The following is a 22064-nucleotide window of genomic DNA, read 5'->3' on the forward strand; positions in this document are numbered from 1 at the left end:
TGTGAAGATGGCCCGCGTGACCTTGCTCAGCATGTCGGTCCGAGTGGCCGCAATCGCCGCCACCGTCATCTCCGGAACCGCGCTGCTGCCGTCGGCACCCGCCCAGGCAGACCCCTGCCCGAACATCGAGGTGATCTTCGCCCGCGGCACGCACGACGACCCCGGCATGGGCCGCGTCGGCTCGGTCCTGGTCGACGCCATCCAGCCCCTGGTCGGCAGCCGCACGGTCACCGGCTACGCCGTCGAGTACCCGGCGTCCTACGACTTCCTCACCGCACAGGACGGCGCGGCGGACGCGCAGAACCGCATCGCCTTGATGGCGCAGCAGTGCCCCAGCACCAAGATCGTGCTCGGTGGGTACTCGCAGGGCGCCGCGGTCGTCGACATGCTGGCCGGCGTTCCGCCGCTCGGTGACCGCATCGGCGATGTCGGCTCGGCACCGCCGCTGCCCGCAGAGCTCGCGAACCGGGTCGCGGCTGCCGCCGTATTCGGCAACCCGTCAGCGAAATTCAGCCATCCGCTGGACTCCATGGGCCTGTTCTCGAACCGCTCGGTCGACCTGTGTCTGTGGGGCGACCCGATCTGCTCGCGTGGCCGAAACCCGTTCGCGCACTCGCGCTATGAGTCGTCCGAGTACATCGGGCAGGCCGCGCAGTTCATCGCCTCGCGCGTCTGACCGGCCGCTAAGCGCCTGTCGCCGAACCACATCCGGACTCACGGTTAGGATTCGGTGTGATCATCAGTGCACTGCGCCGGGCCTTCGCCGGCACCGCAACCACCGTAATCATGGCCGGCATCACAGTGCTGACGCCGCCGTCGCTGGGTGCCGTCGGCACCGCCGCCGCAGCCAACTGCCCCGACATCGAGGTGACGTTCGCCCGCGGTACGTCCGAAGACCCCGGTCTGGGCCGGGTCGGCGGGGCGTTCGTGAATCAGTTGCGCAACAAGGTCGGTGGCCGCTCGGTCGGGGCCTACGCCGTCGTCTACCCGGCGTCGTACGACTTCCTTGCCGCCGCTGACGGCGCGAACGACGCCAGCGCCCACGTCCAGTGGATGGCCGAGAACTGCCCGGGCACCCGGCAGGTGCTCGGCGGCTACTCGCAGGGCGCCGCGGTGATGGACGTCATCGGCGCCATCCCGGTTCCGGGCATCGGTTTCAACAACCCGCTGCCGCCGGAGGCCGCCGGCCACGTCGCGGGGATCGCGGTGTTCGGCAACCCGTCCGCCAAGTTGGGCCTGCCGTTGACGGCAAGCCCGGTGTGGGGCGGCAAGGTCATCGACCTGTGCAACGCGGGCGATCCGATCTGCCAGACCGACGGTCAGAGCGTGCCCGCGCACAAGAGCTATGCGGGCGGCCCGACCAACGAAGCGGCCAACTTCGTCGCCGGATTGTTGTAAGGCTGGCATCATTTCTCGACGAGACCGTCAATTCGTCGGGATACCATCGGATTTGTGATTGGCCGCCGGACGCTCTGTGTGCTGATCACCGCTCTGACTGTCGGCGTCGCGCCAATGTCCGTGTTGCTCACGGACATTGGCGTGGCGAACGCCGCTGCCACCTGCGCACCCGCGGAGGTCGTGTTCGCGCGCGGCCGGATGGAACCGCCCGGACCCGGACAGGTCGGCGCCGCATTCGTCACCGCGCTGCGTCAGCTCCGCGGCCCGAATATCGGTCTGTACCCGGTGAATTACCCCGCGGACACCCAGGTCGACGTTGGCGCCAATGACATGAGCCGGCGTGTGCAATGGCTCGCCCGCAACTGCCCCGCGACCAAAATCGTGCTCGGCGGTTACTCATTGGGCGCAGCCGCCACCGATCTGGTTATCGCCGTGCCCATTTCGGCCTTCACCTTCAACAGTCCCCTGCCCCGTGGCGCCGATCAGCACATCGCGGCCGTCGCGCTCTTCGGCAATGGCGCCAACTGGGCGCTGCCCATCACCGCGTTGAGCCCGACGTACCAGAATCGGACCATCGATCTCTGCCATTCCGACGACCCGGTCTGTAATCCGAGCAGCCCCTACAAGTGGCGTTCGGAGTGGCAGGATCACCTCGCTCCGGGCTACATCAAGTCTGGCATGGTGAACCAGGCCGCGAAGTTCGTAGCGGCGCGGCTGTGACGCGCCGCTAGACTCCAGCCATGACCCCCCGCTCCGTGTTGACGTCCGTCCGGTCTGCCGTCGCCCTGGCCGGCGTGGCAGCGTCGGTTGCCACCGGGCTGGTGGCGGCCACGGCCGCCGCCCCCGCTGATGTCATCGGCGCCGCAGCGGCGGACCCGTGCCCGCAAGCGGAGGTGATCTTCGCCCGCGGCCGCAATGAGCGACCGGGCGTCGGCCGGGTGGGCGGCGCATTCGTCGATGCGCTGCGCGCCAAGACACCGCTGAACGTGGGGGTCTACGCGGTGAACTACCCCGCCAACGTCGAGATCGCCCAGGGCGCCAACGACATCAGCTCGCGTATCCAGGACATGGCCGCGCGGTGTCCCGACACCAGGTTGATCATCGGCGGTTACTCGCTGGGCGCGGCGTCGGCGGCCGTGGCATTGTCGTCCGACGGCAAGGGATTCGGATTCAACCGCCCGCTGCCGCCCGGGATGGACACCCACATCGCCGCCGTCGCACTGTTCGGCAACGTCACCCACCGCATGGGCGGCTCCAACATCGGCGCGGCCTACCTGGATCGCACCATCGATCAGTGCAACGGCGCCGATCCCGTGTGCATGGCCGGACTTCCGCAGACCATCACCCAACTGCAGGGCGACTGGCAGAACCACCTGCAGGACGGCTACATCGGGTCCGGCATGGTCGATCAGGCCGCCGACTTCGTCGCCGCCCGCTTGGCACCGCCCCCGCCTGCGCCGGCCCCGTGAGCTAGTCGAGCGTGCGTAGGTCCCGGGTGACAGTGATCCGGGACGCCAGCTGATCGTCGGGCGGGTAGTCCACCGACACCAGCGTCAGGCCCCGCGCCGGGGCGGCGGCGTACTCACTCGACCGGCTGTCGGCCGTCAAAAGACCTGCGATCCAACCGGGTTCGCGGCGGCCCTCCCCCACGGCGAGCAACGCGCCGACCAGCGACCGCACCATGTTCCAGCAGAAGGCGTCGGCCGTCACGTGAGCGGTGACCAGGTCACCCGAGCGCCGCCAGTCCAGACGCTGCAGATCCCGGATGGTCGTCGCGCCCTCCCGAAACCGGCAGAACGCGGCAAAATCCTGCAGCCCCAACAACTCCTGCGAGGCGGCCGTCATCGCGTCCAGATCGAGCGGCCGCGGCCACGGCGTGATGAACCGGGCCTGTTGTGGCTCAACGCCGTAGGGCGCCAACGACAACCGGTATTCGTAGTGCCGCCGCAACGCCGAGAACCGGGCGTCGAAACCCGCTGCGGCCCGGGCGATCTGGCGCACCCGCACATCGGCGGGCAGGAACCGCGCGAGCCGGCGCACCAACGGCAGGAACTCGGGGTCCCCCGGCCGGGGTGTGCGCGGATACGCGAATCTCAGTGCGGCAGAAGGCACGTCGACATGCGCGACCTGCCCGGTGGCATGCACGCCGGTATCGGTCCGGCCCGCGGTGACCAGGCGCACCGGCTCGCGGAACACCGTCGACAACGTCTCCTCGATGACACCCGCGACCGTGCGCTGCCCGGCCTGCGGTGCCCAACCGGCGAATTCGGTGCCGTCGTACGAGATGTCCAGCCGTAAACGAGTTTCTGGGCGAGCGGAGCGACGGGATGAAGAAACAAGCCCGCCATTCGACTGAATGGCGGGCTTGTTCTCGTTCACAGCGTGATTAGGACTTGGCCTCATCCTCGGTCGCCTCAGCCTCGGCCTCAGCGGTCTGAGCGTCGGCGATGCCCTCGTCAGCAGCCTCGACCTCGGCAACCGGAGCCTCGACAGCAGCTTCCTCAGCGGGAGCCTCGGCTTCGGCAGCCTTCGCCTGAGCGGCGGCCGCGCGACGGGCGCGGTCGGCCTCGGAGACGACGGTCTTCTCCCGAACCAGCTCGATCACGGCCATGGGGGCGTTGTCGCCCTTGCGGTTCTCGACCTTGATGATGCGGGTGTAGCCGCCCTCGCGGTCCGCGAAATGCGGTGCGATCTCGGCGAACAGGGTGTGCACCACGTCCTTGTCGCGGATCTTCTTCATCACCTCGCGCCGGTTGTGCAGCGCGCCCTTCTTGGCGTGGGTGATGAGCTTCTCGGCGTACGGACGCAACGCCCGGGCCTTGGCATCAGTGGTCTTGATGCGGCCGTGCTCGAACAGCGAGGTGGCCAGGTTGGCCAGGATCGCCTTCTGGTGCGACGACGACCCGCCGAGGCGAGCACCCTTGGTGGGTTTGGGCATTGCAACTTCTCCTAATTGGGGCCGGCCCCCGTATCAGGTAGGGCCGGGACGGAATCTCTTGTTTAGAGCTGTTCGGTTTCGGCGTAGTCCTGGTCGGCGTCCAGGTCATAGCTGGCATCGCTGTTCCAGGTGCCGGTGGCCACGTCGTAGCCGGCGACCTGCGACGGGTCGAACGTGGCGGGGCTGTCCTTGAGCGACAGACCCAGCTGGTGCAGCTTGATCTTGACCTCGTCGATGGACTTCTGGCCGAAGTTACGGATGTCCAGCAGGTCCGACTCGGTACGCGAGACCAGCTCGCCGACGGTGTGCACACCCTCGCGCTTGAGGCAGTTGTACGACCGCACGGTCAGCTCCAGGTCGTCGATCGGCAGCGCGAACGAGGCGATGTGGTCTGCCTCGGCCGGCGACGGGCCGATCTCGATGCCTTCGGCCTCGACGTTGAGCTCGCGGGCCAGACCGAACAGCTCGACCAGCGTCTTGCCGGCCGAAGCCAGGGCGTCGCGCGGGGCGATCGAGTTCTTGGTCTCGACATCCAGGATCAGCTTGTCGAAGTCGGTGCGCTGCTCGACACGGGTGGCCTCCACCTTGTAGGTGACCTTCAGCACCGGCGAGTAGATCGAGTCGACCGGGATACGGCCGATCTCGGCACCCGACGCCTTGTTCTGCACGGCCGGGACGTAACCGCGGCCGCGCTCGACGACGAGCTCGACCTCCAGCTTGCCCTTGTCGTTCAGGGTGGCGATGTGCATGTCGGGGTTGTGCACCGTCACACCGGCCGGGGGCACGATGTCACCGGCGGTGACGGCACCCGGGCCCTGCTTGCGCAGGTACATGGTGACCGGCTCGTCCTCTTCCGAGGACACGACCAGGCCCTTGAGGTTCAGGATGATGTCGGTGACGTCTTCCTTGACCCCGGGGACGGTGGTGAACTCGTGCAGGACACCGTCGATGCGGATGCTGGTGACCGCTGCGCCCGGGATGGACGACAGCAGCGTGCGCCGCAGCGAGTTGCCGAGGGTGTAACCGAAGCCCGGCTCCAGCGGCTCGATGGTGAACCGCGACCGGTTCTCGGCCAGCACGTCCTCGGACAGGGTGGGTCGCTGAGAGATCAGCATTTTTCTATCTCCTTCTCGGCACCCGCTATTTGATGCCGGTTGGTTGGTGCCCGCCCGGGATTGGGCGGGCCACCAGGACTCGAATTACTTCGAGTAGAACTCGACGATCAGCTGCTCGGTGAGCGGCACGACGATCTGGGCGCGCTCGGGCAGCTGGTGCACGAGGATGCGCTGACGCTCGCCGACAACCTGCAGCCACGACGGCACGGGACGCTCACCGGCGACCTCGCGCGCGATCTGGAACGGCAGGGTGTTCAGCGACTTCGGCTTGATGTCGATGATGTCGTACTGCGACACCCGGTAGCTCGGGATGTTCACCTTGACACCGTTGACGGTGAAGTGACCGTGGCTGACCAGCTGACGGGCCATCCGGCGGGTACGGGCCAGGCCGGCGCGGTACACGACGTTGTCCAGACGGCTTTCGAGGATCTGCAGCAGGTTCTCACCGGTCTTGCCAGCCTTGCGGTTGGCTTCCTCGTAGTACTTGCGGAACTGCTTCTCCATGACGCCGTAGGTGAAGCGAGCCTTCTGCTTCTCCTGCAGCTGGGTGCGGTATTCGCTCTCCTTGATCCGCGCGCGGCCGTGCTGGCCGGGCGGGTAGGGGCGCTTTTCGAACGACTGATCGTCACCGACGAGGTCGACGCCGAGGCGGCGCGACTTGCGGGTGGCGGGTCCGGTATAACGAGCCATTTTTCAAATCCTCCCTAGACCCGGCGCCGCTTGGGCGGACGGCAGCCGTTGTGCGGCTGCGGGGTGACGTCGGAAATCGCGCCGACCTCGAGGCCGGCAGCCTGCAGCGAACGGATCGCGGTCTCGCGGCCCGAACCCGGACCCTTCACGAAGACGTCGACCTTCTTGACACCGTGCTCCTGCGCCTTGCGGGCAGCGTTCTCGGCGGCGAGCTGCGCGGCGAACGGGGTGCTCTTGCGCGAACCCTTGAAGCCGACGTGACCCGACGAGGCCCAGGCGATGACGTTGCCCTGGGGATCGGTGATCGAGACGATGGTGTTGTTGAACGTGCTCTTGATGTGAGCGGCGCCGTGCGGGACGTTCTTCTTTTCCCGGCGACGAGTGGGCTTGCCGCGCTTGGAAGCAGCGCCGGCTTTCTTGGTGGGTGCCATTTACTTACCTGGCCTTCTTCTTGCCGGCGATGGTGCGCTTCGGGCCCTTGCGGGTACGCGCGTTGGTCTTGGTGCGCTGGCCACGCACGGGCAGGCCACGACGGTGGCGCAGGCCCTGGTAGCAACCGATCTCGATCTTGCGACGGATGTCGGCCTGCACCTCGCGGCGCAGGTCACCCTCGACCTTGAGGTTGCCTTCGATGTAGTCACGCAGCTGGGTCACCTGGTCGTCGGTGAGGTCCTTGGTGCGCAGGTCCCGGTCGATGCCGGTGGCAGACAGGATTTCCTGGCTGCGGGTACGGCCGATGCCGTAGATGTAGGTCAGCGCGATCTCCATGCGCTTGTCACGCGGGAGATCAACGCCCATGAGGCGTGCCATCAGGCAGTGTTCCTTTTCGTTGCGGAGGTCTGATCCCAGTCCGTTCCCCGTCTTGGTCGGGGTCCGGCCTCCGTGCCGGACGTGGTTGAGAGCCGTATGCCCTCAGTGGTACTGGGAGGTCTGCATTCAGTTTTGGGTGCTGCGTGAGCTGATGCTCAGCCCTGCCGCTGCTTGTGCCGCGGGTCAGAGCAGATCACCATGACCCGGCCGTGGCGGCGGATCACCCTGCACTTGTCGCAGATCGGCTTGACGCTCGGGTTCACCTTCACGACTTAGCGATCCTTTTCTCGGTTCTGAATTGGTGGTGCTTGGGCGTTACTTGTAGCGGTACACGATGCGGCCACGGGACAGGTCGTACGGAGAGAGCTCCACTACGACACGGTCCTCCGGCAGGATGCGGATGTAGTGCTGCCGCATCTTGCCGCTGATGTGGGCGAGCACCTTGTGACCGTTCTCCAGCTCAATGCGGAACATCGCATTGGGCAGGGGCTCGATCACGCGACCCTCGACCTCGATGGCGCCGTCTTTCTTGGCCATACTCTTTGGTAATCCTCTGGTTCTTCGGTTTCGTATCTCATACGCCCGTGCTCGGCGCAGAACCCACCCCGGCTACAAGAACGTGGACGTAATGCCTGGAATTCCAGGGAGCAATTCCGCGGAACTTCAAAACAGAGCACGCAAAGAGCCGGCGCAGAAGCTGCACCGTTGGTCCACGATACCCGCTTCGACCCCTGGGACCAAAATCCGCGCAGCACCCCCGCTGACCCCAGGTGGGCGCATCGTCTTCGCAAGTCAGGGCGCATAATGAACAGCGATGACTGGACCCGCTTCCCCGGCACGCAATCCGGTGATTCTCACCGTTGACGATGATCCCGCAGTGTCCCGGGCCGTCGCCCGCGACCTGCGCAAACACTACGGTGAGCGCTACCGGATCGTACGCGCCGAATCTGGACAGGACGCGCTGGTCGCGATCAACGAGCTGCAGCTGCGGGGCGACACCGTGGCGATGTTCATCGCCGACTACCAGATGCCGGAGATGAACGGCATCGACTTCCTGGAACTGGCCATGGACGTGTTCCCGCTGGCCCGCCGCGTGCTGCTGACCGCGTACGCGGACACCCACGCCGCGATCAACGCCATCAACCTGGTCGACCTGGACCACTATCTGCTCAAGCCGTGGGACCCGCCCGAGGAGAAGCTGTACCCGATCATCGACGGGCTGCTCGAGGCCTGGCATGAGGTCGGCGACCGCGCCGTCCCCCACACCAAGGTCATCGGGCACCGGTGGAATCCCCGGTCGTGGGAGGTCCGCCAGTTCCTGGCCCGCAACCAGCACTACTACCGGGCATACGCGTCGGACGAGCCCAAGGGCAAGCAGCTGCTGACCGCCGCCGGCCTGGATGGGCTGCAGCTGCCGGTGGTGATCTCCGAGCAGGGCGAGACGCTGGTCCAGCCGACCGACGCCCAGTTGGCCGGCATGCTCGGCCTGTCGACCACGCCGTCGTTGGAGATGTACGACCTCGCCGTCATCGGCGGTGGCCCCGCCGGCCTGGCGGCCGCGGTGTACGGCGCGTCCGAGGGCCTGCGCACGGTGCTGATCGAGCGCACCACCACCGGCGGACAGGCGGGCCGCAGCTCACGCATCGAGAACTACCTGGGCTTCGAGACGGGCATCTCGGGCGCCGAGCTGACGACGTCGGCGCGGCGGCAGGCCGAGCGCTTCGCCGCCGAGGTCATCACGACCCGTGAGGTCGTCGGGCTCGACGTCTCGTCGCTGGCCAGCAAGACGCTGACCTTCGACGACGGCCGCAGCATCACCGCGCGGTCGGTCATCCTGGCCACCGGCGTCGACTACCGGCATCTGCAGGTCGCCGGGTGCTGGGACGATCCCGACAGCGTCGGCAACAGCTATGTCGGCAACGGTGTCTTCTACGGCGCCTCGGTGTCACAGGCCTCCGAATGCGCGGGCGAGGACGTCTACATCGTCGGCGGCGCGAACTCCGCCGGCCAGGCCGCGATGTTCATGTCGCAGCAGGCCAAGTCGGTGACGCTGCTGGTGCGCGGCAAGTCGCTCGAGGCGTCGATGTCCTACTACCTGATCCAGCAGATCGAGAACACCCCGAACATCAGCGTCCGGACCTGTACCGAGGTGGTCGACACCTGCGGCGAGGACGGGCACCTGACCGGGCTGTGGCTGGTCAACAACGCCACCGGCGAGCGCGAGTACGTCGAGTCCACGCGACTGTGCTGTTTCATCGGCGCCACCCCGCGCACGCAGTGGCTCGAGAACGCCGGCATCGCCCGCGACGACCACGGCTTCATCCTCACCGGCCCGGATCTCAAGGACGTCTGCGGCTGGAACCTGGACCGGCCGCCGCACCACTTGGAAACAAGTGTGCCGGGTGTGTTTGTTGCAGGTGATGTCCGCGCTGAATCGGCCAAACGGGTCGCAGCCGCGGTTGGCGAAGGCTCGATGGCAGTGATGCTGGTGCACCGGTATCTGGCCGAGACGTAGGAGGAGACCGGTATGGGTGAGACGTGCGCGCGCAGTGAACTGAAAACGCTGTTCCTGTTCGAGGCGTTGACCGACGAGCAGCTGGACACGCTGTGCGCCAACGGTCACATCGCGACGTTCGAGCCCGGCCCCGTCTGCACCGAGGGCGAACCCGCCACCTGCTTCTACGTCATGCTCGACGGCGAGCTGGTGATGTCGATGAAGTCCGGCGGCATCGACATCGAGACCAACCGCACCTCGATGCGCGGCGTGTACTGCGGCGCCTGGTCGGCCTACATCCCGGACGAGCAGCCGGTCTACGAGGCGTCGGTGCGGGTGACCAAGCCGTCGCGGTTCTTCGTCCTGGACGCCAACGCCTACGCCGACTTCATGCGCAAGGAATTCCCGATGGCGGTGCACCTGCTGGAGGGCCACAAGGTCGGTGGCCGCCGTGGGCGCCAGATCGTCGGCCAGCGCGAGAAGCTCCTCGCCCTGGGCCAGCTCTCGGCCGGCCTGACCCATCAGCTCAACAACCCGGCGGCCGCCACCGCGCGCGCCGTCGCGGACCTGCACGACCGCATCGGCAAGATGCGCCACAAACTGGCTATGCTCGCCGACGGTCAGGTCAGCCCGCAGTCGCTGCGAGTACTGGTCGGCATTCAGGAAGGCATCGCCGAGCAGGTGGCCAAAGCCAGGACCCAGGAGCTGTCGGCCATCGAGGCGTCCGACCGCGAAGACCAGATCGGCGAATGGCTCGAGGACCACGGCATCGCGGCCGCGTGGGACTACGCCCCCACTTTCGTCGACGCCGGCCTGGATGTCGCTTGGCTGGAAGGCATCTCGTCGTCCCTCGGGGACGGCGACTCGTCCGCGACGCTTCAGGGTGCGCTGGGCTGGTTGAAATACACCATCGACACCGAGCTGCTGATGTGTGAGATTTCCGAAGCGAGCAAACGGATTTCGACGCTGCTGGCCGGCGCGAAGCAGTACTCGCAGATGGACCGGGCGCCCTACCAGAGCGCCGACGTGCACGAGCTCCTGCGCAGCACGCTGATGATGTTCGGTGACCGCATCGGCAAGGACGGCACCACCTGCGTCAAGGTGGTCAAGGAGTACGACCCCGCGCTGCCCGAATTACAGTGCTACCCAGCCGATCTCAATCAGGTGTGGACGAACATCATCGACAACGCCCTGCAGGCCATGAAGGGCTGCGGCGTGCTGACCATCCGCACCAAGCGCGCCGGCGACGACACCGTCCGGATCGAGATCAACGACAACGGCCCGGGCATCCCGCCCGACGTCATCGAGCGCATCTTCACGCCGTTCTTCACGACCAAGCCGTTCGGCGAGGGCACCGGCCTGGGGCTCGACCTGGCGTGGCGCATCATCTGCGAGAAGCACCACGGGAACATCTACGTCGAATCCAAGCCGGGCGACACCACGTTCATCGTCACGCTGCCCGTGCACGCACCCGCGCCAGAAGAAATTCTGGCCGGGACAACGGGATAGTTCCGATCACCGCGCGCCGAACGGAATAGCCGCCCGCGCCCCACAGTTGCCGCAGAGGTGACCAAACCAGACCTTGGACGCTACGGCGTATTCGGGCGCGGCGCGACGCCGCAACAGGCAGCAGAAATCGAAGCGCTGGGCTACGGCGCGATCTGGGTCGGGGGATCCCCGCCCGCGGAACTGGAGTGGGTCGAGCCACTGCTCGGCGCGACGGAGCGACTGAAGGTCGCTACCGGCATCGTCAACATCTGGACGGCGGCCGCCGGACCGGTGGCCGAATCGTTCCACCGCATCAACACCGCCTATCCGGGCCGGTTCCTCCTCGGCATCGGCGTCGGGCACCGCGAGGTCATCACCGAATACAAGAAGCCACTCGATGCGCTGAACGAGTATCTGGACAAACTCGACGAGTACGGCGTGCCGAAGGAACACCGGGTGGTGGCCGCGCTCGGCCCGCAGGTGCTGAAGCTCTCGGCCCGGCGCAGCGCCGGTGCCCACCCCTACCTGACCACCCCGGAGCACACCGCCCAAGCGCGTGAGTTGATCGGGCCGGACGCGTTCCTGGCGCCCGAGCACAAGGCGATCCTCACGACCGACGCGGACAAGGCCCGGGCGGTCGGCCGCAAAGCCCTGGAGCTTTACCTCAATCTGAACAATTACCTCAACAGTTGGAAACGGCTGGGGTTCACTGACTCTGACATCGCCAAGCCCGGTAGCGACCGGCTGGTCGACGCCGTGGTCGCCTACGGCACCATCGATGCGATCGCCGCCCGGCTGAAGCAGCACCTCGACGCCGGCGCCGACCACGTACCGGTTCAGGTGCTGACGTCGCCCGAGAATTTGGTACCCGCACTGACCGAACTCGCCGGCCCACTGGGCCTGCGGTAACCGAAGGGATCGACCATGAGCAAGCTGGATCTGGGCCGCGTCGGGGTGTGGACGTTCGGCGCCCCGACGCCCGAGCAGGCCGCCGAGATCGAGAAGCTGGGGTACGGCGCGGTGTGGCCGGGCGGCTCCCCCGCAGGCGACCTGGCGTTCGTCGAGCCGATCCTGGCCGCGACGGAGAAACTGCAGGTGGCCACCGGCATCGTCAACGTGTGGACGGCGCCGGCCACGCAGGTCGCCGAGTCGTACCACCGGATCGAGGCCGCGTACCCGGAGCGGTTCGTGTTGGGCGTCGGTATCGGCCATCCCGAGCACACCAAGGAGTACCGCAAGCCGTACGACGTCCTCGTCGAGTACCTGGACGAGCTGGACGCGGCAGGCGTTCCGGTGGCGCGCCGCGTGGTGGCGGCCCTCGGCCCGAAGGTGTTGCGGCTGGCCGCCGATCGCAGCGCCGGCGCGCACCCGTACCTCACCACCCCCGAACACACCGCCGAGGCGCGCAAGGTCATCGGGCCGGACGCGTTCCTGGCGCCCGAGCACAAGGTGGTGCTGACCGACGGTTCGGCCGAGGCCACCGCCCAGGCGCGGGAAATCGGCCGGCAGACCGTCGACTTCTATCTGAATCTCAGTAATTACCTGAACAATTGGCGCCGGCTCGGCTTCTCCGAGGACGACATCGCCAAGCCGGGCAGCGATGCGTTGATCGACGCGGTGGTCGCGCACGGCACGCCCGACGCCATCGCGGCGCGGCTCACCGAGCACCTCGACGCCGGCGCCGACCACGTGACCGTCCAGGTGCTCGGTGGCTGGGACAAGCTGGTGCCGACGCTGACGGCGCTGGCGGGTCCGCTGGGCTTGCGCGGATAGCCTGGCGCTCAGCGCTTTTGGCCTTGATCGTCCTGCTGGTTGTCCTGCTTGTGGTGCTGCCAGATGCGGCGGAGCCAGTTCCAGTGGGGCCGGTGCGGCGTCGGTTTGGGGGTCTCGGCGACGGGCGGCACGGCAACCGGCTGCGCAGGCGCCACGGCCCGCGGTGCGACGACGTCGGGTGCGCTGGCCACACTGACGACCGGCGCCGGTGCCGGAGTCACCACATGGTTGGCGGTCGGCATCGGGGCCGCAGCCGGCGCGACATACGGCGTTGACCGGGTGTGGTCGACAACGGCCAGGGGTGTCGACGGCTCGTCGCCGCCCAGCAGGATCGCACCGACCGCGGCGACGACGGTGACCCCGCCGAACACCATCGCGACGAGCGAGACCCGCAGGCTTTTCGGTGTCCGCGTCGCCACGAGCGGCGCGGCGGGAATCAGGTTCGGCGCCAACGGTTCTTCGGCTTCTTCCGGTTCGGCCAGTGACCAGGCCAGCGCACCGAACGGCATCGTCGGCGCCCCTTGGATGCTCCCGCTGGGCGGGTCAGACGAGTACTCCAGGTTGGCCAGTGTGGCGGTCATGGCAGTGGACATGGCGTGCTCCTGTGTCGTTGTTGCTGTCCCGGATGGGCGGCTCTCACACGTAGGAGTCGCGCGGCACCCACAACGGGACAGGTTTTGGCGGGCTGCTGCTTGGTTCGGGATCAGCTAGTAGATGACCGGCGGCTGCGTCGTCGTCACCGGTGCCGGCTCGATCGGGCCCACGTCGATCGGGGGCAGCGGCCGCGGCGGCTTGTGCGACGTCGGCGGTGGCGTGGGCGACGGTGACGGTTCGGTGATCACGGGCGGCTGCTTGCTCGGCGGTGACGGTTCCTCGCTGACGACGGGCGGCCGTGGACGTCGCGGCGGCAGCACCGGCCGGGTTGACGACGGCGGCGTCACGACCGGTGCGGCCGGTGGCAGCGGCACCGGGACCGGTGACTGCTGCGGCGGCGGGACCGCCCGTGGCGGGAGGGCTGTCGTCGGCTCGGCGGGGGCGGTGACGACGGCCGTCGGGCTGGGCGGCGGCGGGGGCGCGACGGTGGTGGTCACCGGATTTTCGGGCGTGGTGCTGGGCGGCACGGTGACGGAGGTGGTGACCCCTTGCGGGGTGACGGGCGCGTTGGTCTCGTACCGCCAGGCGATGGTCAGTGCCAGCACGATCAGCGGAATGCCGATCAGCAGTGACATCGTCAGCATCACGCGGCCATTGGGCGATGTGGTGGCGGGTTCGGCATCGAGCACGTCGGCCGCGGCGAACTGTTCGGTCGGCGCATCCGGCAGCACACTCTGCGCCTGGGTGGGTGCGCTGTCCAGATCGGCCGAGGCCGAGGTCAGCTGAATCCGATTCAGCGTGCGGTCCCGCAGCCACGTCGGCGCGGGGATGAAAAGCGGTGTGCCGCCGAGCAGCGCGACCGGGTTGACCATCCGGCGACGGTCCTGATCGCACGTCGGGCAACTTTCGATGTGCCGGGCGATCCGCTTGCGCATGAGGATGGTGAAGTTCCCGTCCCACCCGGCGAGGATGGCACCCAATTCCGCACAGCTGTTGCCGCTCTGGCCACGCCGGGCGACCAGCAGCGCACCCAGCGAGCGTTCCATGGTGTCGCGCAACCGCTGCATGATCTTCTTGGCGCTGGCCGTACTGACACCGAGCGCCTCGGCAAGTTCGGGCCCCTCCAGTCCGTGGCGGAAACCCAGCTCCAGCACCGCCCGATCGCGGTCGGACAACCCGCCGGCCGCTTCGGCGACCAGTTTGGCCAGTTCGTTGCGGGCCGCCAGGGTGTCGGGTCCGGCGTCCCCGGATGCCTCGTCGGGGAGGTCCTCTGACGGTTCTTCGCGACGCCGCTGCCGGATGCGGCGCAACGCCTCGTTCCGGGCGATCGCGTACAGCCAGGGGCGTAGCTTGTCGGGCTCCCGCAGCTTGTCCAAAGCTGTTGCGGCAGTGCAGAACACGTCCTGGACGCAGTCCGCGGCGGCATCGCGGTCCCGGACCATGCCGACGCAGAAGTCGTGGAGCCGGTCGGCATAGCGGTCATAAATGCCGGCAAATGCCATGCGGTCTCCGGCGAGCGCGGCGCCGACCAAGTCGGCGTCGCTGACAATGTCCCAATCTGGCACTGCGGTCATGAGACGGGCTCCCGTACCGGATCGATCGCCGGTCTGCACTGATGCTAATCCGGCGAAGGCGAGATGGTTTGCCGAATCAACGAGCATCGGCGTTGGCTTCAATGAGGAGAACGAGAGCAGACCGGACCCGGTTCAACACCGGACCCGGCTGCGTCTCGAATCCGCGTGGGCGGTGTGCCATCACGGCCAGTCAGTGCTTCTTGTGGTCGGAGTGCTTCCAGTCCCAGTCGTACCAGTGCCAGTAGTAGTGGCAGTGCTCCCAGTCCCACCAGGCCCACGAGCAGTAGTCGTGGCCCCAGGTCTGCGGAGCCGGGATGGACGGCTGGGCTTGGGCGGTGCCGGCCGTCAGGCCCATGCCGGCCAGGGCCATGCTGCCGGACAGCAGCGCGGCCGCGGCGGCCCGCTTCGCGAGAGACTGCCGCTTGGCAGGGGTGTTGTTGCTCATTTCGTGCTCCTTGGTTGGTGTCGCAGATGCCCCGTGCGGGCTCTGTCACAGGTAGGAGCGCGACCCCCGGACGCCGGGGACACTTTTTTCGGAAGAATCCGAATCGGCGCGAAAAAACTTGTCAGACTCTGCTGCCGGCAGCGCTCATACCAGCATGAGCAACCATTCACACACCCCCTGGAACCCCGACACCGACAACACCATCGCGGCTGACGTCCTCGACGCCGGCCCGCGCTCGGTGACCTTCCCCCGGCTCGCGTACAGCGACCGACTCGACGTGCCCGACGTGGTGGACGACGAGGCCACCATCGCCGTGGGTACCGACGACGGCCGCTGGGCCCGGCGCCGCGTCGCACTCGCTCTGGGCGGTGCGGCCAGCGTCATCGTGGCATCGGCCGCCGTGGCCCTCACCGCGATCAGCTCACTCGATGCCGGCACCTCGGTGGCACCTGCCGGCGGTTCTGCCGTGCCCGCGGCCGCGCCGGCCGTTCTGGTGCAGCCGCCGGCGGCACTTCCCGTGCCTTCTGCCCCGCAGGCGGCGCCGGCCGCTCCGGTGATTCCCGATCACGTACCGGCAGCCGCGCCCCAGCGGTCGGCAGCACCCGTCGTCGTCACCGCGGCGCCGGCGGCCGGTCCCGCCCCCGAGGTCGCACCCCCAGCTCCCGCACCAGAAGTCGTCCCGGAACCGCCCGCACTACCACTGCCCACGTTCCCGCCGATCGTCATCAATCTGCCGGCGCCGCCGGCGGCACCGCCCAAGGAGCCGCCCACCAAACCCGAACCGCCCGTGGTGAAAGGCCCCCTCGCCATTCCGAGCCCCGGCAAGACCCCGCCGATCAACCCGAATCTGCCCCTGGATGCCGGCTGACATCCGGCCCACGCACAAGCCCGCCACGGTTGGTATCCCCACTGTGGCGGGCTTTTTCGCGTTGGCCCGGTAATCAAGGCGCGAATGTTCGAGTGGACTACGCCCGCACGTCAGGGTCAACGACTCGGCACGACGCAACCACGTTGACGCTGTATTGACGGCGCGGTTGTTCGAGTGGACCACGCCCGCACGTCAGGATCAACGACTCGGCCCAGAGCGTCATCGCCGGCCGCCGGAACCCGCATCACCGGTCGGCGGCGGCGGCGCTTCGAACGACGGCGGCGCAACCGACATCGGCGGGCGCGTCACCGGTCCGGGCCTGCTGACGGTGCGATCGGGCAACGACGGGTGCGGTGCCGGCGCGGATCCGGCAGCCGGAGATTCCTGCTGAGGCTGCGGTTGCTGACTCGGCGCCACCACCGGCGGTGCGACGGATTTGGTCGAGACCCCGGGCATCGACGTACTCGACGCCGGCGAAGCGCTCGGTGGCGCGGAAAGCGGCGTCGTCGCAGGCGTTTCCAGCGGAGCCGTGATGCCGCTGTCGAGCGGTTCCCCGCCGTGCCGGCCCGGCCCGGCCAGTGTCCAGATCAGCCCCGCCACCAGTAGCACCAGCGCGCACGCGGCCAGGCTGATCGGCAGGGCGAGCCGGCGGCGCCGTTCCCCCGCCGGCGCGGTACCGGCGCCCGCGGCAGAACCGGAATCGGCACCGTCGACCAGATCGGTTGTCCGACAGACCAACTGAATGTCCCTGAGCGTCGTATCCCGCAGCTCCTTCGGCGCCGGAATGAAGGGCATGGCGCCCAGTAGCGCTGCCGGGCTCACCCGGCGGCGCCGTTCGGATTCACACTCGGGGCACGACTCGATGTGGCGGGCGATGCGTTTGCGCATCAGCACCGTCATCGCACCGTCCCAGCCATCGAGCACCGCGGCAAGCTCCGGGCAGCGCGCCGGATCTTGCCGCGTCTGCCGGGCCACCAGCAGCGCACCGAGCGAGCGGCCGACCATCTCCCGCGCCCGATGGGTCAGGGTGTTGGCGGTGGCCGGGCTGACGCCGAGTGCCTTGCCGAGCTCCGGTCCGTCGAGGCCGTGGCGGTAACTCAACTCGATGACCTCGCGGTCGCGATCCGAGAGGCCACCGCAGGCCTCCCGGATCAATTGGGCCAGGTCGTCCTGCTCGGCCAGGGCATCGGGACCGGCATCGCCCGACGCGCTGTCGAGGTATTCGTCGTCGGCCGGTTGCTCGCGCTGTCGGCGCTGAATGTGCCGCAGGGCCTGAGAGCGCGACACCGCGTACAACCACGGCCGCAGCTTCTCGGGCTGGCGCAGCTTCGACAGCCCGGTCGCCGCGGTGCAGAACGCCTCGTGCACGCAGTCGGCAGCGGCGTCACTGTCACGGACCATGCGCACGACGAAGTCGTTGAGCCGGTCCGCGTAGCGGTCGTAGATCGCGGCGAAAGCCGCGCGGTCGCCCGAGGCGGCCGCGCGGGCAAGTTCCTCGTCGGGCGCTTCGTCCCAATCGACAAGCGCGCTCATCGGCGGGGTTCTCCCCTGATCATCAGTAGTAGTAGGCCGGGTAGAAGCCGGTATCGCCGTTGTCGCAGTTGACGTTGATGTCCCAGAACCGGTTGAGCGGAATGCCCGGAACGAAGAAGCCCGCCTCGCCGGCCGAGTTCTGGTAGGCCCTGGTGGTGAACCAGTCCGAGGTGTAGGTGCACCACGTGCCCCCGCTGCCACCGCTCCACCCGATCCAGATGCCGCCGTAGTGCGGTACCGGATTCACGCCCAAGGGGTTCGCGTGCGCGGTTCCGGCACCCATCAGAGCTACCGGGACCGCCGCTGCCGCAGCAATTCCAGCAACGAACTTTTTCAGCTTGGTAGCCATGTGCTCCGCCTTTCCTCTGCTCGGCCCGGTTGGCCTCGCTTGTATGTAGGAGCATCTCGCCGCATCAATCCTGACAAGTTTTTCCGAATTTGGTCAGGCATCCGCAAAGAAGTTCTGAACCTCGCGCATACCCCGGAGCAACCACAGCGGCAACCACGCTGCGCGCCGGGCCGGCAAACCCCTTGCCAACACCCCGACCGAATTACTAGGATATGCAAGTATCTCGGCGCTCGAGTCGAGAATCCTGAACTCTCCATAACTTTGGACGGACGTCATGACCACCCAGATTCCGCACTTCATCAACGGCCGGCGCACCACCGGCGAATCGACCCGCACCGCCGACGTGCTCAACCCCAGCACCGGCCAGACCCAGGCCCAGGTGCTCCTGGCGTCGGCCGCCGACGTCGACGCCGCTGTGGCGGGTGCCGTTGTCGCGCAACGGGAATGGGCGTCGTGGAACCCGCAGCGCCGGTCGCGCGTGCTGATGAAGTTCATCGACCTGGTGAACCAGAACAAGGACGAACTGGCCCGCCTGCTGTCGCTCGAACACGGCAAGACCTTCGAGGACTCGCTCGGTGACATCCAGCGCGGCGTCGAGGTCATCGAGTTCGCCGTCGGCATCCCCCACCTGATGAAGGGTGAGTTCACCGAGGGCGCCGGCGCCGGCATCGACGTCTACTCGATGCGCCAGCCGCTCGGTGTCGTCGCCGGCATCACGCCGTTCAACTTCCCCGCCATGATCCCGCTGTGGAAGGCCGGGCCCGCGCTGGCCTGCGGCAACGCCATCATCATCAAGCCGTCCGAGCGCGACCCCTCGGTGCCGCTGCGCCTCGCCGAACTGTTCATCGAGGCAGGCCTGCCGGCCGGTGTCCTGCAGGTGGTCAACGGCGACAAGGAGGCCGTCGACGCGATCCTGCAGCACCCCGACATCAAGGCCGTCGGCTTCGTCGGCAGCACCGACATCGCGCAGTACATCTACTCGAACGCCGCCGCCAACGGTAAGCGCGCGCAGTGCTTCGGCGGCGCCAAGAACCACATGATCGTGATGCCCGACGCCGACCTGGACCAGGCCGTCGACGCGTTGATCGGTGCCGGTTACGGCAGCGCGGGTGAGCGGTGCATGGCGATCAGCGTCGCCGTTCCCGTCGGCGAAGAGACCGCAAATCGCTTGCGTAACAAGCTCGTCGAGCGTGTCAACCAGCTGCGGGTCGGGCACAGCCTGGACCCGAAGGCCGACTACGGCCCGCTGGTCACCGGAGCGGCCCTCGAGCGGGTGCGGGGCTACATCGCCCAGGGTGTCGAGGCCGGCGCCGAGCTCGTGGTCGACGGCCGCGAACGCGCCAGCGACGACCTGACGTTCGACGATGCCGATCTGTCCGGCGGCTTCTTCCTCGGCCCCACCCTGTTCGACCACGTCACCCCCGACATGTCGATCTACACCGACGAAATCTTCGGCCCGGTGCTGGTGATCGTCCGCGCCCACGACTACGAGGAGGCGCTGCGGCTGCCGTCGGAGCACGAGTACGGCAACGGCGTCGCGGTGTTCACCCGCGACGGCGACACTGCCCGCGATTTCGTCTCGCGCGTGCAGGTCGGCATGGTCGGCGTCAATGTGCCGATCCCGGTTCCGGTGTCCTACCACAGCTTTGGCGGCTGGAAGCGGTCCGGCTTCGGCGACCTCAACCAGTACGGCACGGCGTCGATCCAGTTCTACACCAAGGTCAAGACCGTCACCGAGCGCTGGCCGTCGGGCATCAAGGACGGGGCCGAGTTCTCGATCCCGACCTTCAAGTAAGGGCCTGCGTTGAGCATCGACCTTTTCGGACTGGACGACGACGAACGCGTGATCGCCGAAACGGCGGCCGCGTTCGCCGAAAAGCGGCTGGCCCCAAATGCTTTGGCGTGGGACGCCGACGACCACTTCCCCACCGATGTCCTGCGGGAAGCGGCCGAGCTGGGCATGGCGGCCATCTACTGCAATGACGACGTGGGCGGCAGCGGACTGCGCCGGTTGGACGGCGTGCGCATCTTCGAGCAACTGGCCGCCGCCGATCCGACCATCGCGGCGTTCTTGTCGATCCACAACATGTGCGCGTGGATGGTAGACAGCTACGGCACGCCGGAGCAGCGCAAGACCTGGCTGCCCAGGCTGGCCTCGATGGAGGCCATCGCCAGTTACTGCCTCACCGAGCCCGGCGCCGGCAGTGACGCAGCGGCCTTGCGCACCAAGGCCGTTCGCGACGGCGACCACTACGTGCTCGACGGCGTCAAACAGTTCATCTCCGGTGCGGGGGTCTCGGACGTCTACGTCGTGATGGCCCGCACCGGGGCAGACGGACCGCGCGGCATCTCGGCCTTCATCGTCGAAAAGGACACGCCGGGACTGAGTTTCGGGGCCAACGAGGAGAAGATGGGCTGGCACGCCCAGCCCACCGCCCAGGTGATCCTGGAAGGTGTGCGGGTGCCCGCCGAGGCCATGCTGGGCGGCTCGGACGGCGAGGGCACCGGCTTCTCCATCGCGATGAACGGGCTCAACGGCGGCCGCATCAACATCGCCGCCTGCTCCCTGGGCGGCGCGCAGGCCGCCTACGACAAGGCGCTGGGCTACCTGGCCTCCCGCGAGGCCTTCGGCGGGGCACTGATCGACGAGCCGACCATCCGGTTCACCCTCGCCGAGATGGCCACCGCGCTCGAGACCTCGCGAAACATGTTGTGGCGGGCGGCAACCGCGCTCGATACCAACAATCCACGCAAGGTCGAACTGTGCGCCATGGCCAAGCTCCATGTGACCGAGGCCTGCTACACGGTGGCCGACCAGGCGCTGCAGTTGCACGGCGGCTACGGCTACCTGCGCGAGTACGGGCTGGAAAAGATCGTCCGCGACCTCCGGGTGCACCGCATCCTGGAGGGGACGAACGAGATCATGCGCGTGGTCATCGGCCGGGCAGCCTCGGCTGCCGCACGTAATTGAGCGATTTGTGCACGAAAATCCGCGGTGAGCGCGAGAAATCGTGCACAAATCGCGGAGAACTAGGGAGGACAGACTGATGGCGACGATCGCATTCCTCGGGCTGGGCCACATGGGTGGCCCGATGGCGGCCAACCTCATCGCGGCCGGGCACACCGTGCACGGCTTCGACCCGGTCCCGGCCGCCGCGCAGGCCGCACGGGAGCACGGCGCGACGACCTTCGACAGCGGCCCCGAGGCGGTGGCCGGCGCCGACGTCGTGATCACCATGCTGCCCAACGGCGATCTGGTGAAGCGCTGCTACGCCGACGTCCTGCCGGCCGCGGCACCCGGCACGCTGTTCATCGATTCGTCCACCATCTCGGTCGACGACGCCCGCGAGGTGCACCGTCTGGCCGGCGAGCACGGCTTCGCCCAACTGGACGCGCCGGTGTCGGGCGGCGTGAAAGGCGCGACGGCCGGCACGCTGGCGTTCATGGTCGGCGGCGAGGCCGAGGCCTTCGAACGCGGCCGCACGGTGCTCGAGCCGATGGCCGGCAAGATCATCCACTGCGGCGACTCGGGGGCCGGCCAGGCCGCCAAGGTGTGCAACAACATGGTGCTCGCCGTCCAGCAGATCGCGATCGGTGAGGCGTTCGTGCTCGCCGAGCACCTCGGCCTGGACAAGCAGTCGCTGTTCGACGTGATCACCGGTGCGACCGGCAACTGCTGGGCGGTGCAGGTGAACTGTCCCGTCCCCGGACCGGTCCCCAGCTCCCCGGCCAACAACGGATTCCAGCCCGGTTTCGCCACCGCCCTGATGAATAAGGACCTCGGTCTGGCGATGGCTGCGGTGCGCTCGACGGGGTCGTCGGCACCCCTCGGTAGCCACGCCGCGGACATCTACGCAAAGTTTGCCGCCGAGCATCCCGATCTCGACTTCAGCGCGGTAATCAACCGGCTGCGTCAATGATGTCGCATCACCATCACCGCACGTCACAGTGGTATTCGTTAGTTAACTGTGACATCGCGCGCATTAGGGCATAGG

Annotated in this window: 25 protein-coding genes; 12 read left to right on the forward strand and 13 right to left on the reverse strand. The window is 67.7% G+C overall.

All coding sequences use genetic code 11. The annotated features are described in order from the left end of the window. The first annotated feature begins 7 nt into the window (after positions 1-7). From ACJH7A_RS10305 to ACJH7A_RS10320, 4 genes are all read left to right on the forward strand, one after another. The gene (locus ACJH7A_RS10305; RefSeq protein WP_318987022.1) at positions 8-676 is read left to right on the forward strand and encodes a cutinase family protein; all 669 of its coding nucleotides are present in this window, start codon (positions 8-10) and stop codon (positions 674-676) included. Between the two features lie 110 nt (positions 677-786). Further along, on the forward strand, positions 787-1398 hold the full coding sequence (locus ACJH7A_RS10310; protein WP_406801927.1) for a cutinase family protein: 612 nt from the start codon (positions 787-789) through the stop codon (positions 1396-1398). A gap of 114 nt (positions 1399-1512) precedes the next feature. Then, positions 1513-2118 carry a cutinase family protein gene (locus ACJH7A_RS10315; RefSeq protein WP_318987043.1) on the forward strand — a complete coding sequence of 202 codons (606 nt, stop codon included), beginning with the start codon at positions 1513-1515 and terminating at the stop codon, positions 2116-2118. 20 nt (positions 2119-2138) lie between these two features. Next, positions 2139-2867 (forward strand): cutinase family protein, encoded by a 729-nt coding sequence (locus ACJH7A_RS10320; RefSeq protein ID WP_406801897.1) that lies wholly within the window; start codon positions 2139-2141, stop codon positions 2865-2867. A gap of 1 nt (position 2868) precedes the next feature. Here the strand turns inward: ACJH7A_RS10320 and truA are convergent, their stop codons facing one another. The 8 genes from truA to infA form a co-directional block, all read right to left on the reverse strand. Beyond that, a complete protein-coding gene (truA, locus tag ACJH7A_RS10325; RefSeq protein ID WP_406801898.1) occupies positions 2869-3801 on the reverse strand; it encodes a tRNA pseudouridine(38-40) synthase TruA in 933 nt (310 codons plus the stop codon). After that, positions 3785-4336: a 50S ribosomal protein L17 gene (gene rplQ, locus ACJH7A_RS10330; RefSeq protein WP_020101464.1), complete on the reverse strand. Its 552-nt coding sequence runs from the start codon at positions 4334-4336 to the stop codon at positions 3785-3787. The genes truA and rplQ overlap by 17 nt, the downstream gene beginning before the upstream one ends. A 62-nt stretch (positions 4337-4398) precedes the next feature. Then, the gene (locus ACJH7A_RS10335) at positions 4399-5451 is read right to left on the reverse strand and encodes a DNA-directed RNA polymerase subunit alpha (protein WP_020101463.1); all 1053 of its coding nucleotides are present in this window, start codon (positions 5449-5451) and stop codon (positions 4399-4401) included. An 84-nt stretch (positions 5452-5535) separates the two neighbouring features. Continuing rightward, entirely contained in the window at positions 5536-6141 is a 606-nt protein-coding gene (gene rpsD / locus ACJH7A_RS10340) for a 30S ribosomal protein S4 (RefSeq protein ID WP_060998918.1), read from the reverse strand. 14 nt (positions 6142-6155) lie between these two features. Beyond that, a complete protein-coding gene (gene rpsK / locus ACJH7A_RS10345) occupies positions 6156-6572 on the reverse strand; it encodes a 30S ribosomal protein S11 (RefSeq protein WP_020101461.1) in 417 nt (138 codons plus the stop codon). 4 nt (positions 6573-6576) lie between these two features. Further along, on the reverse strand, positions 6577-6951 hold the full coding sequence (rpsM, locus tag ACJH7A_RS10350) for a 30S ribosomal protein S13 (protein WP_020101460.1): 375 nt from the start codon (positions 6949-6951) through the stop codon (positions 6577-6579). Positions 6952-7106: 155 nt separating this feature from the next. Further along, a complete protein-coding gene (rpmJ, locus tag ACJH7A_RS10355; protein ID WP_003879483.1) occupies positions 7107-7220 on the reverse strand; it encodes a 50S ribosomal protein L36 in 114 nt (37 codons plus the stop codon). Positions 7221-7266: 46 nt separating this feature from the next. Beyond that, positions 7267-7488 (reverse strand): translation initiation factor IF-1, encoded by a 222-nt coding sequence (gene infA / locus ACJH7A_RS10360; RefSeq protein WP_003886926.1) that lies wholly within the window; start codon positions 7486-7488, stop codon positions 7267-7269. A gap of 277 nt (positions 7489-7765) precedes the next feature. Here infA and ACJH7A_RS10365 point away from each other — a divergent pair, with 277 nt between their 5' ends. Genes ACJH7A_RS10365 through ACJH7A_RS10380 form a run of 4 tightly spaced genes read left to right on the forward strand, consistent with a single transcriptional unit; the run spans position 7766 to position 12706 of the window. Then, on the forward strand, positions 7766-9466 hold the full coding sequence (locus ACJH7A_RS10365; RefSeq protein ID WP_406801899.1) for an FAD-dependent oxidoreductase: 1701 nt from the start codon (positions 7766-7768) through the stop codon (positions 9464-9466). A 12-nt stretch (positions 9467-9478) separates the two neighbouring features. Next, on the forward strand, positions 9479-10954 hold the full coding sequence (locus ACJH7A_RS10370) for an ATP-binding protein (RefSeq protein WP_406801900.1): 1476 nt from the start codon (positions 9479-9481) through the stop codon (positions 10952-10954). 57 nt (positions 10955-11011) lie between these two features. After that, the gene (locus ACJH7A_RS10375; protein WP_406801901.1) at positions 11012-11842 is read left to right on the forward strand and encodes an LLM class F420-dependent oxidoreductase; all 831 of its coding nucleotides are present in this window, start codon (positions 11012-11014) and stop codon (positions 11840-11842) included. A 15-nt stretch (positions 11843-11857) separates the two neighbouring features. Then, positions 11858-12706: an LLM class F420-dependent oxidoreductase gene (locus ACJH7A_RS10380; protein ID WP_406801902.1), complete on the forward strand. Its 849-nt coding sequence runs from the start codon at positions 11858-11860 to the stop codon at positions 12704-12706. Between the two features lie 8 nt (positions 12707-12714). Here the strand turns inward: ACJH7A_RS10380 and ACJH7A_RS10385 are convergent, their stop codons facing one another. The 3 genes from ACJH7A_RS10385 to ACJH7A_RS10395 form a co-directional block, all read right to left on the reverse strand. Further along, on the reverse strand, positions 12715-13299 hold the full coding sequence (locus tag ACJH7A_RS10385) for a hypothetical protein (RefSeq protein ID WP_406801903.1): 585 nt from the start codon (positions 13297-13299) through the stop codon (positions 12715-12717). Positions 13300-13413: 114 nt separating this feature from the next. Then, positions 13414-14874, reverse strand: a complete 1461-nt coding sequence (locus tag ACJH7A_RS10390; protein WP_406801904.1) for an RNA polymerase sigma factor — start codon at positions 14872-14874, stop codon at positions 13414-13416. 190 nt (positions 14875-15064) lie between these two features. Continuing rightward, positions 15065-15319 (reverse strand): hypothetical protein, encoded by a 255-nt coding sequence (locus tag ACJH7A_RS10395; RefSeq protein WP_133425291.1) that lies wholly within the window; start codon positions 15317-15319, stop codon positions 15065-15067. Positions 15320-15473: 154 nt separating this feature from the next. Here ACJH7A_RS10395 and ACJH7A_RS10400 point away from each other — a divergent pair, with 154 nt between their 5' ends. Continuing rightward, positions 15474-16187: a hypothetical protein gene (locus ACJH7A_RS10400; RefSeq protein ID WP_406801905.1), complete on the forward strand. Its 714-nt coding sequence runs from the start codon at positions 15474-15476 to the stop codon at positions 16185-16187. A gap of 219 nt (positions 16188-16406) precedes the next feature. On the opposite strand, the gene ACJH7A_RS10405 is transcribed toward ACJH7A_RS10400, so the two are convergent. Together ACJH7A_RS10405 and ACJH7A_RS10410 are read right to left on the reverse strand one after the other, a co-directional pair. Further along, on the reverse strand, positions 16407-17720 hold the full coding sequence (locus ACJH7A_RS10405; protein WP_406801906.1) for an RNA polymerase sigma factor: 1314 nt from the start codon (positions 17718-17720) through the stop codon (positions 16407-16409). A gap of 22 nt (positions 17721-17742) precedes the next feature. Next, the gene (locus ACJH7A_RS10410) at positions 17743-18069 is read right to left on the reverse strand and encodes a hypothetical protein (protein WP_133425294.1); all 327 of its coding nucleotides are present in this window, start codon (positions 18067-18069) and stop codon (positions 17743-17745) included. 274 nt (positions 18070-18343) lie between these two features. Here ACJH7A_RS10410 and ACJH7A_RS10415 point away from each other — a divergent pair, with 274 nt between their 5' ends. The 3 genes from ACJH7A_RS10415 (at position 18344) to mmsB (ending at position 21989) form a co-directional block, all read left to right on the forward strand. Next, complete coding sequence (locus tag ACJH7A_RS10415) at positions 18344-19864, forward strand: CoA-acylating methylmalonate-semialdehyde dehydrogenase (RefSeq protein ID WP_346417059.1); 1521 nt, start codon at positions 18344-18346, stop codon at positions 19862-19864. Positions 19865-19879: 15 nt separating this feature from the next. Further along, on the forward strand, positions 19880-21040 hold the full coding sequence (locus ACJH7A_RS10420; RefSeq protein WP_406801928.1) for an acyl-CoA dehydrogenase family protein: 1161 nt from the start codon (positions 19880-19882) through the stop codon (positions 21038-21040). A 76-nt stretch (positions 21041-21116) separates the two neighbouring features. Next, positions 21117-21989, forward strand: coding sequence for a 3-hydroxyisobutyrate dehydrogenase (gene mmsB, locus ACJH7A_RS10425; protein ID WP_406801907.1), 873 nt, complete (start codon positions 21117-21119; stop codon positions 21987-21989). The last annotated feature ends 75 nt before the right edge of the window (positions 21990-22064 follow it).

The organism is Mycobacterium sp. SMC-17, assembly GCF_045310915.1.
Lineage (GTDB): Bacteria > Actinomycetota > Actinomycetes > Mycobacteriales > Mycobacteriaceae > Mycobacterium.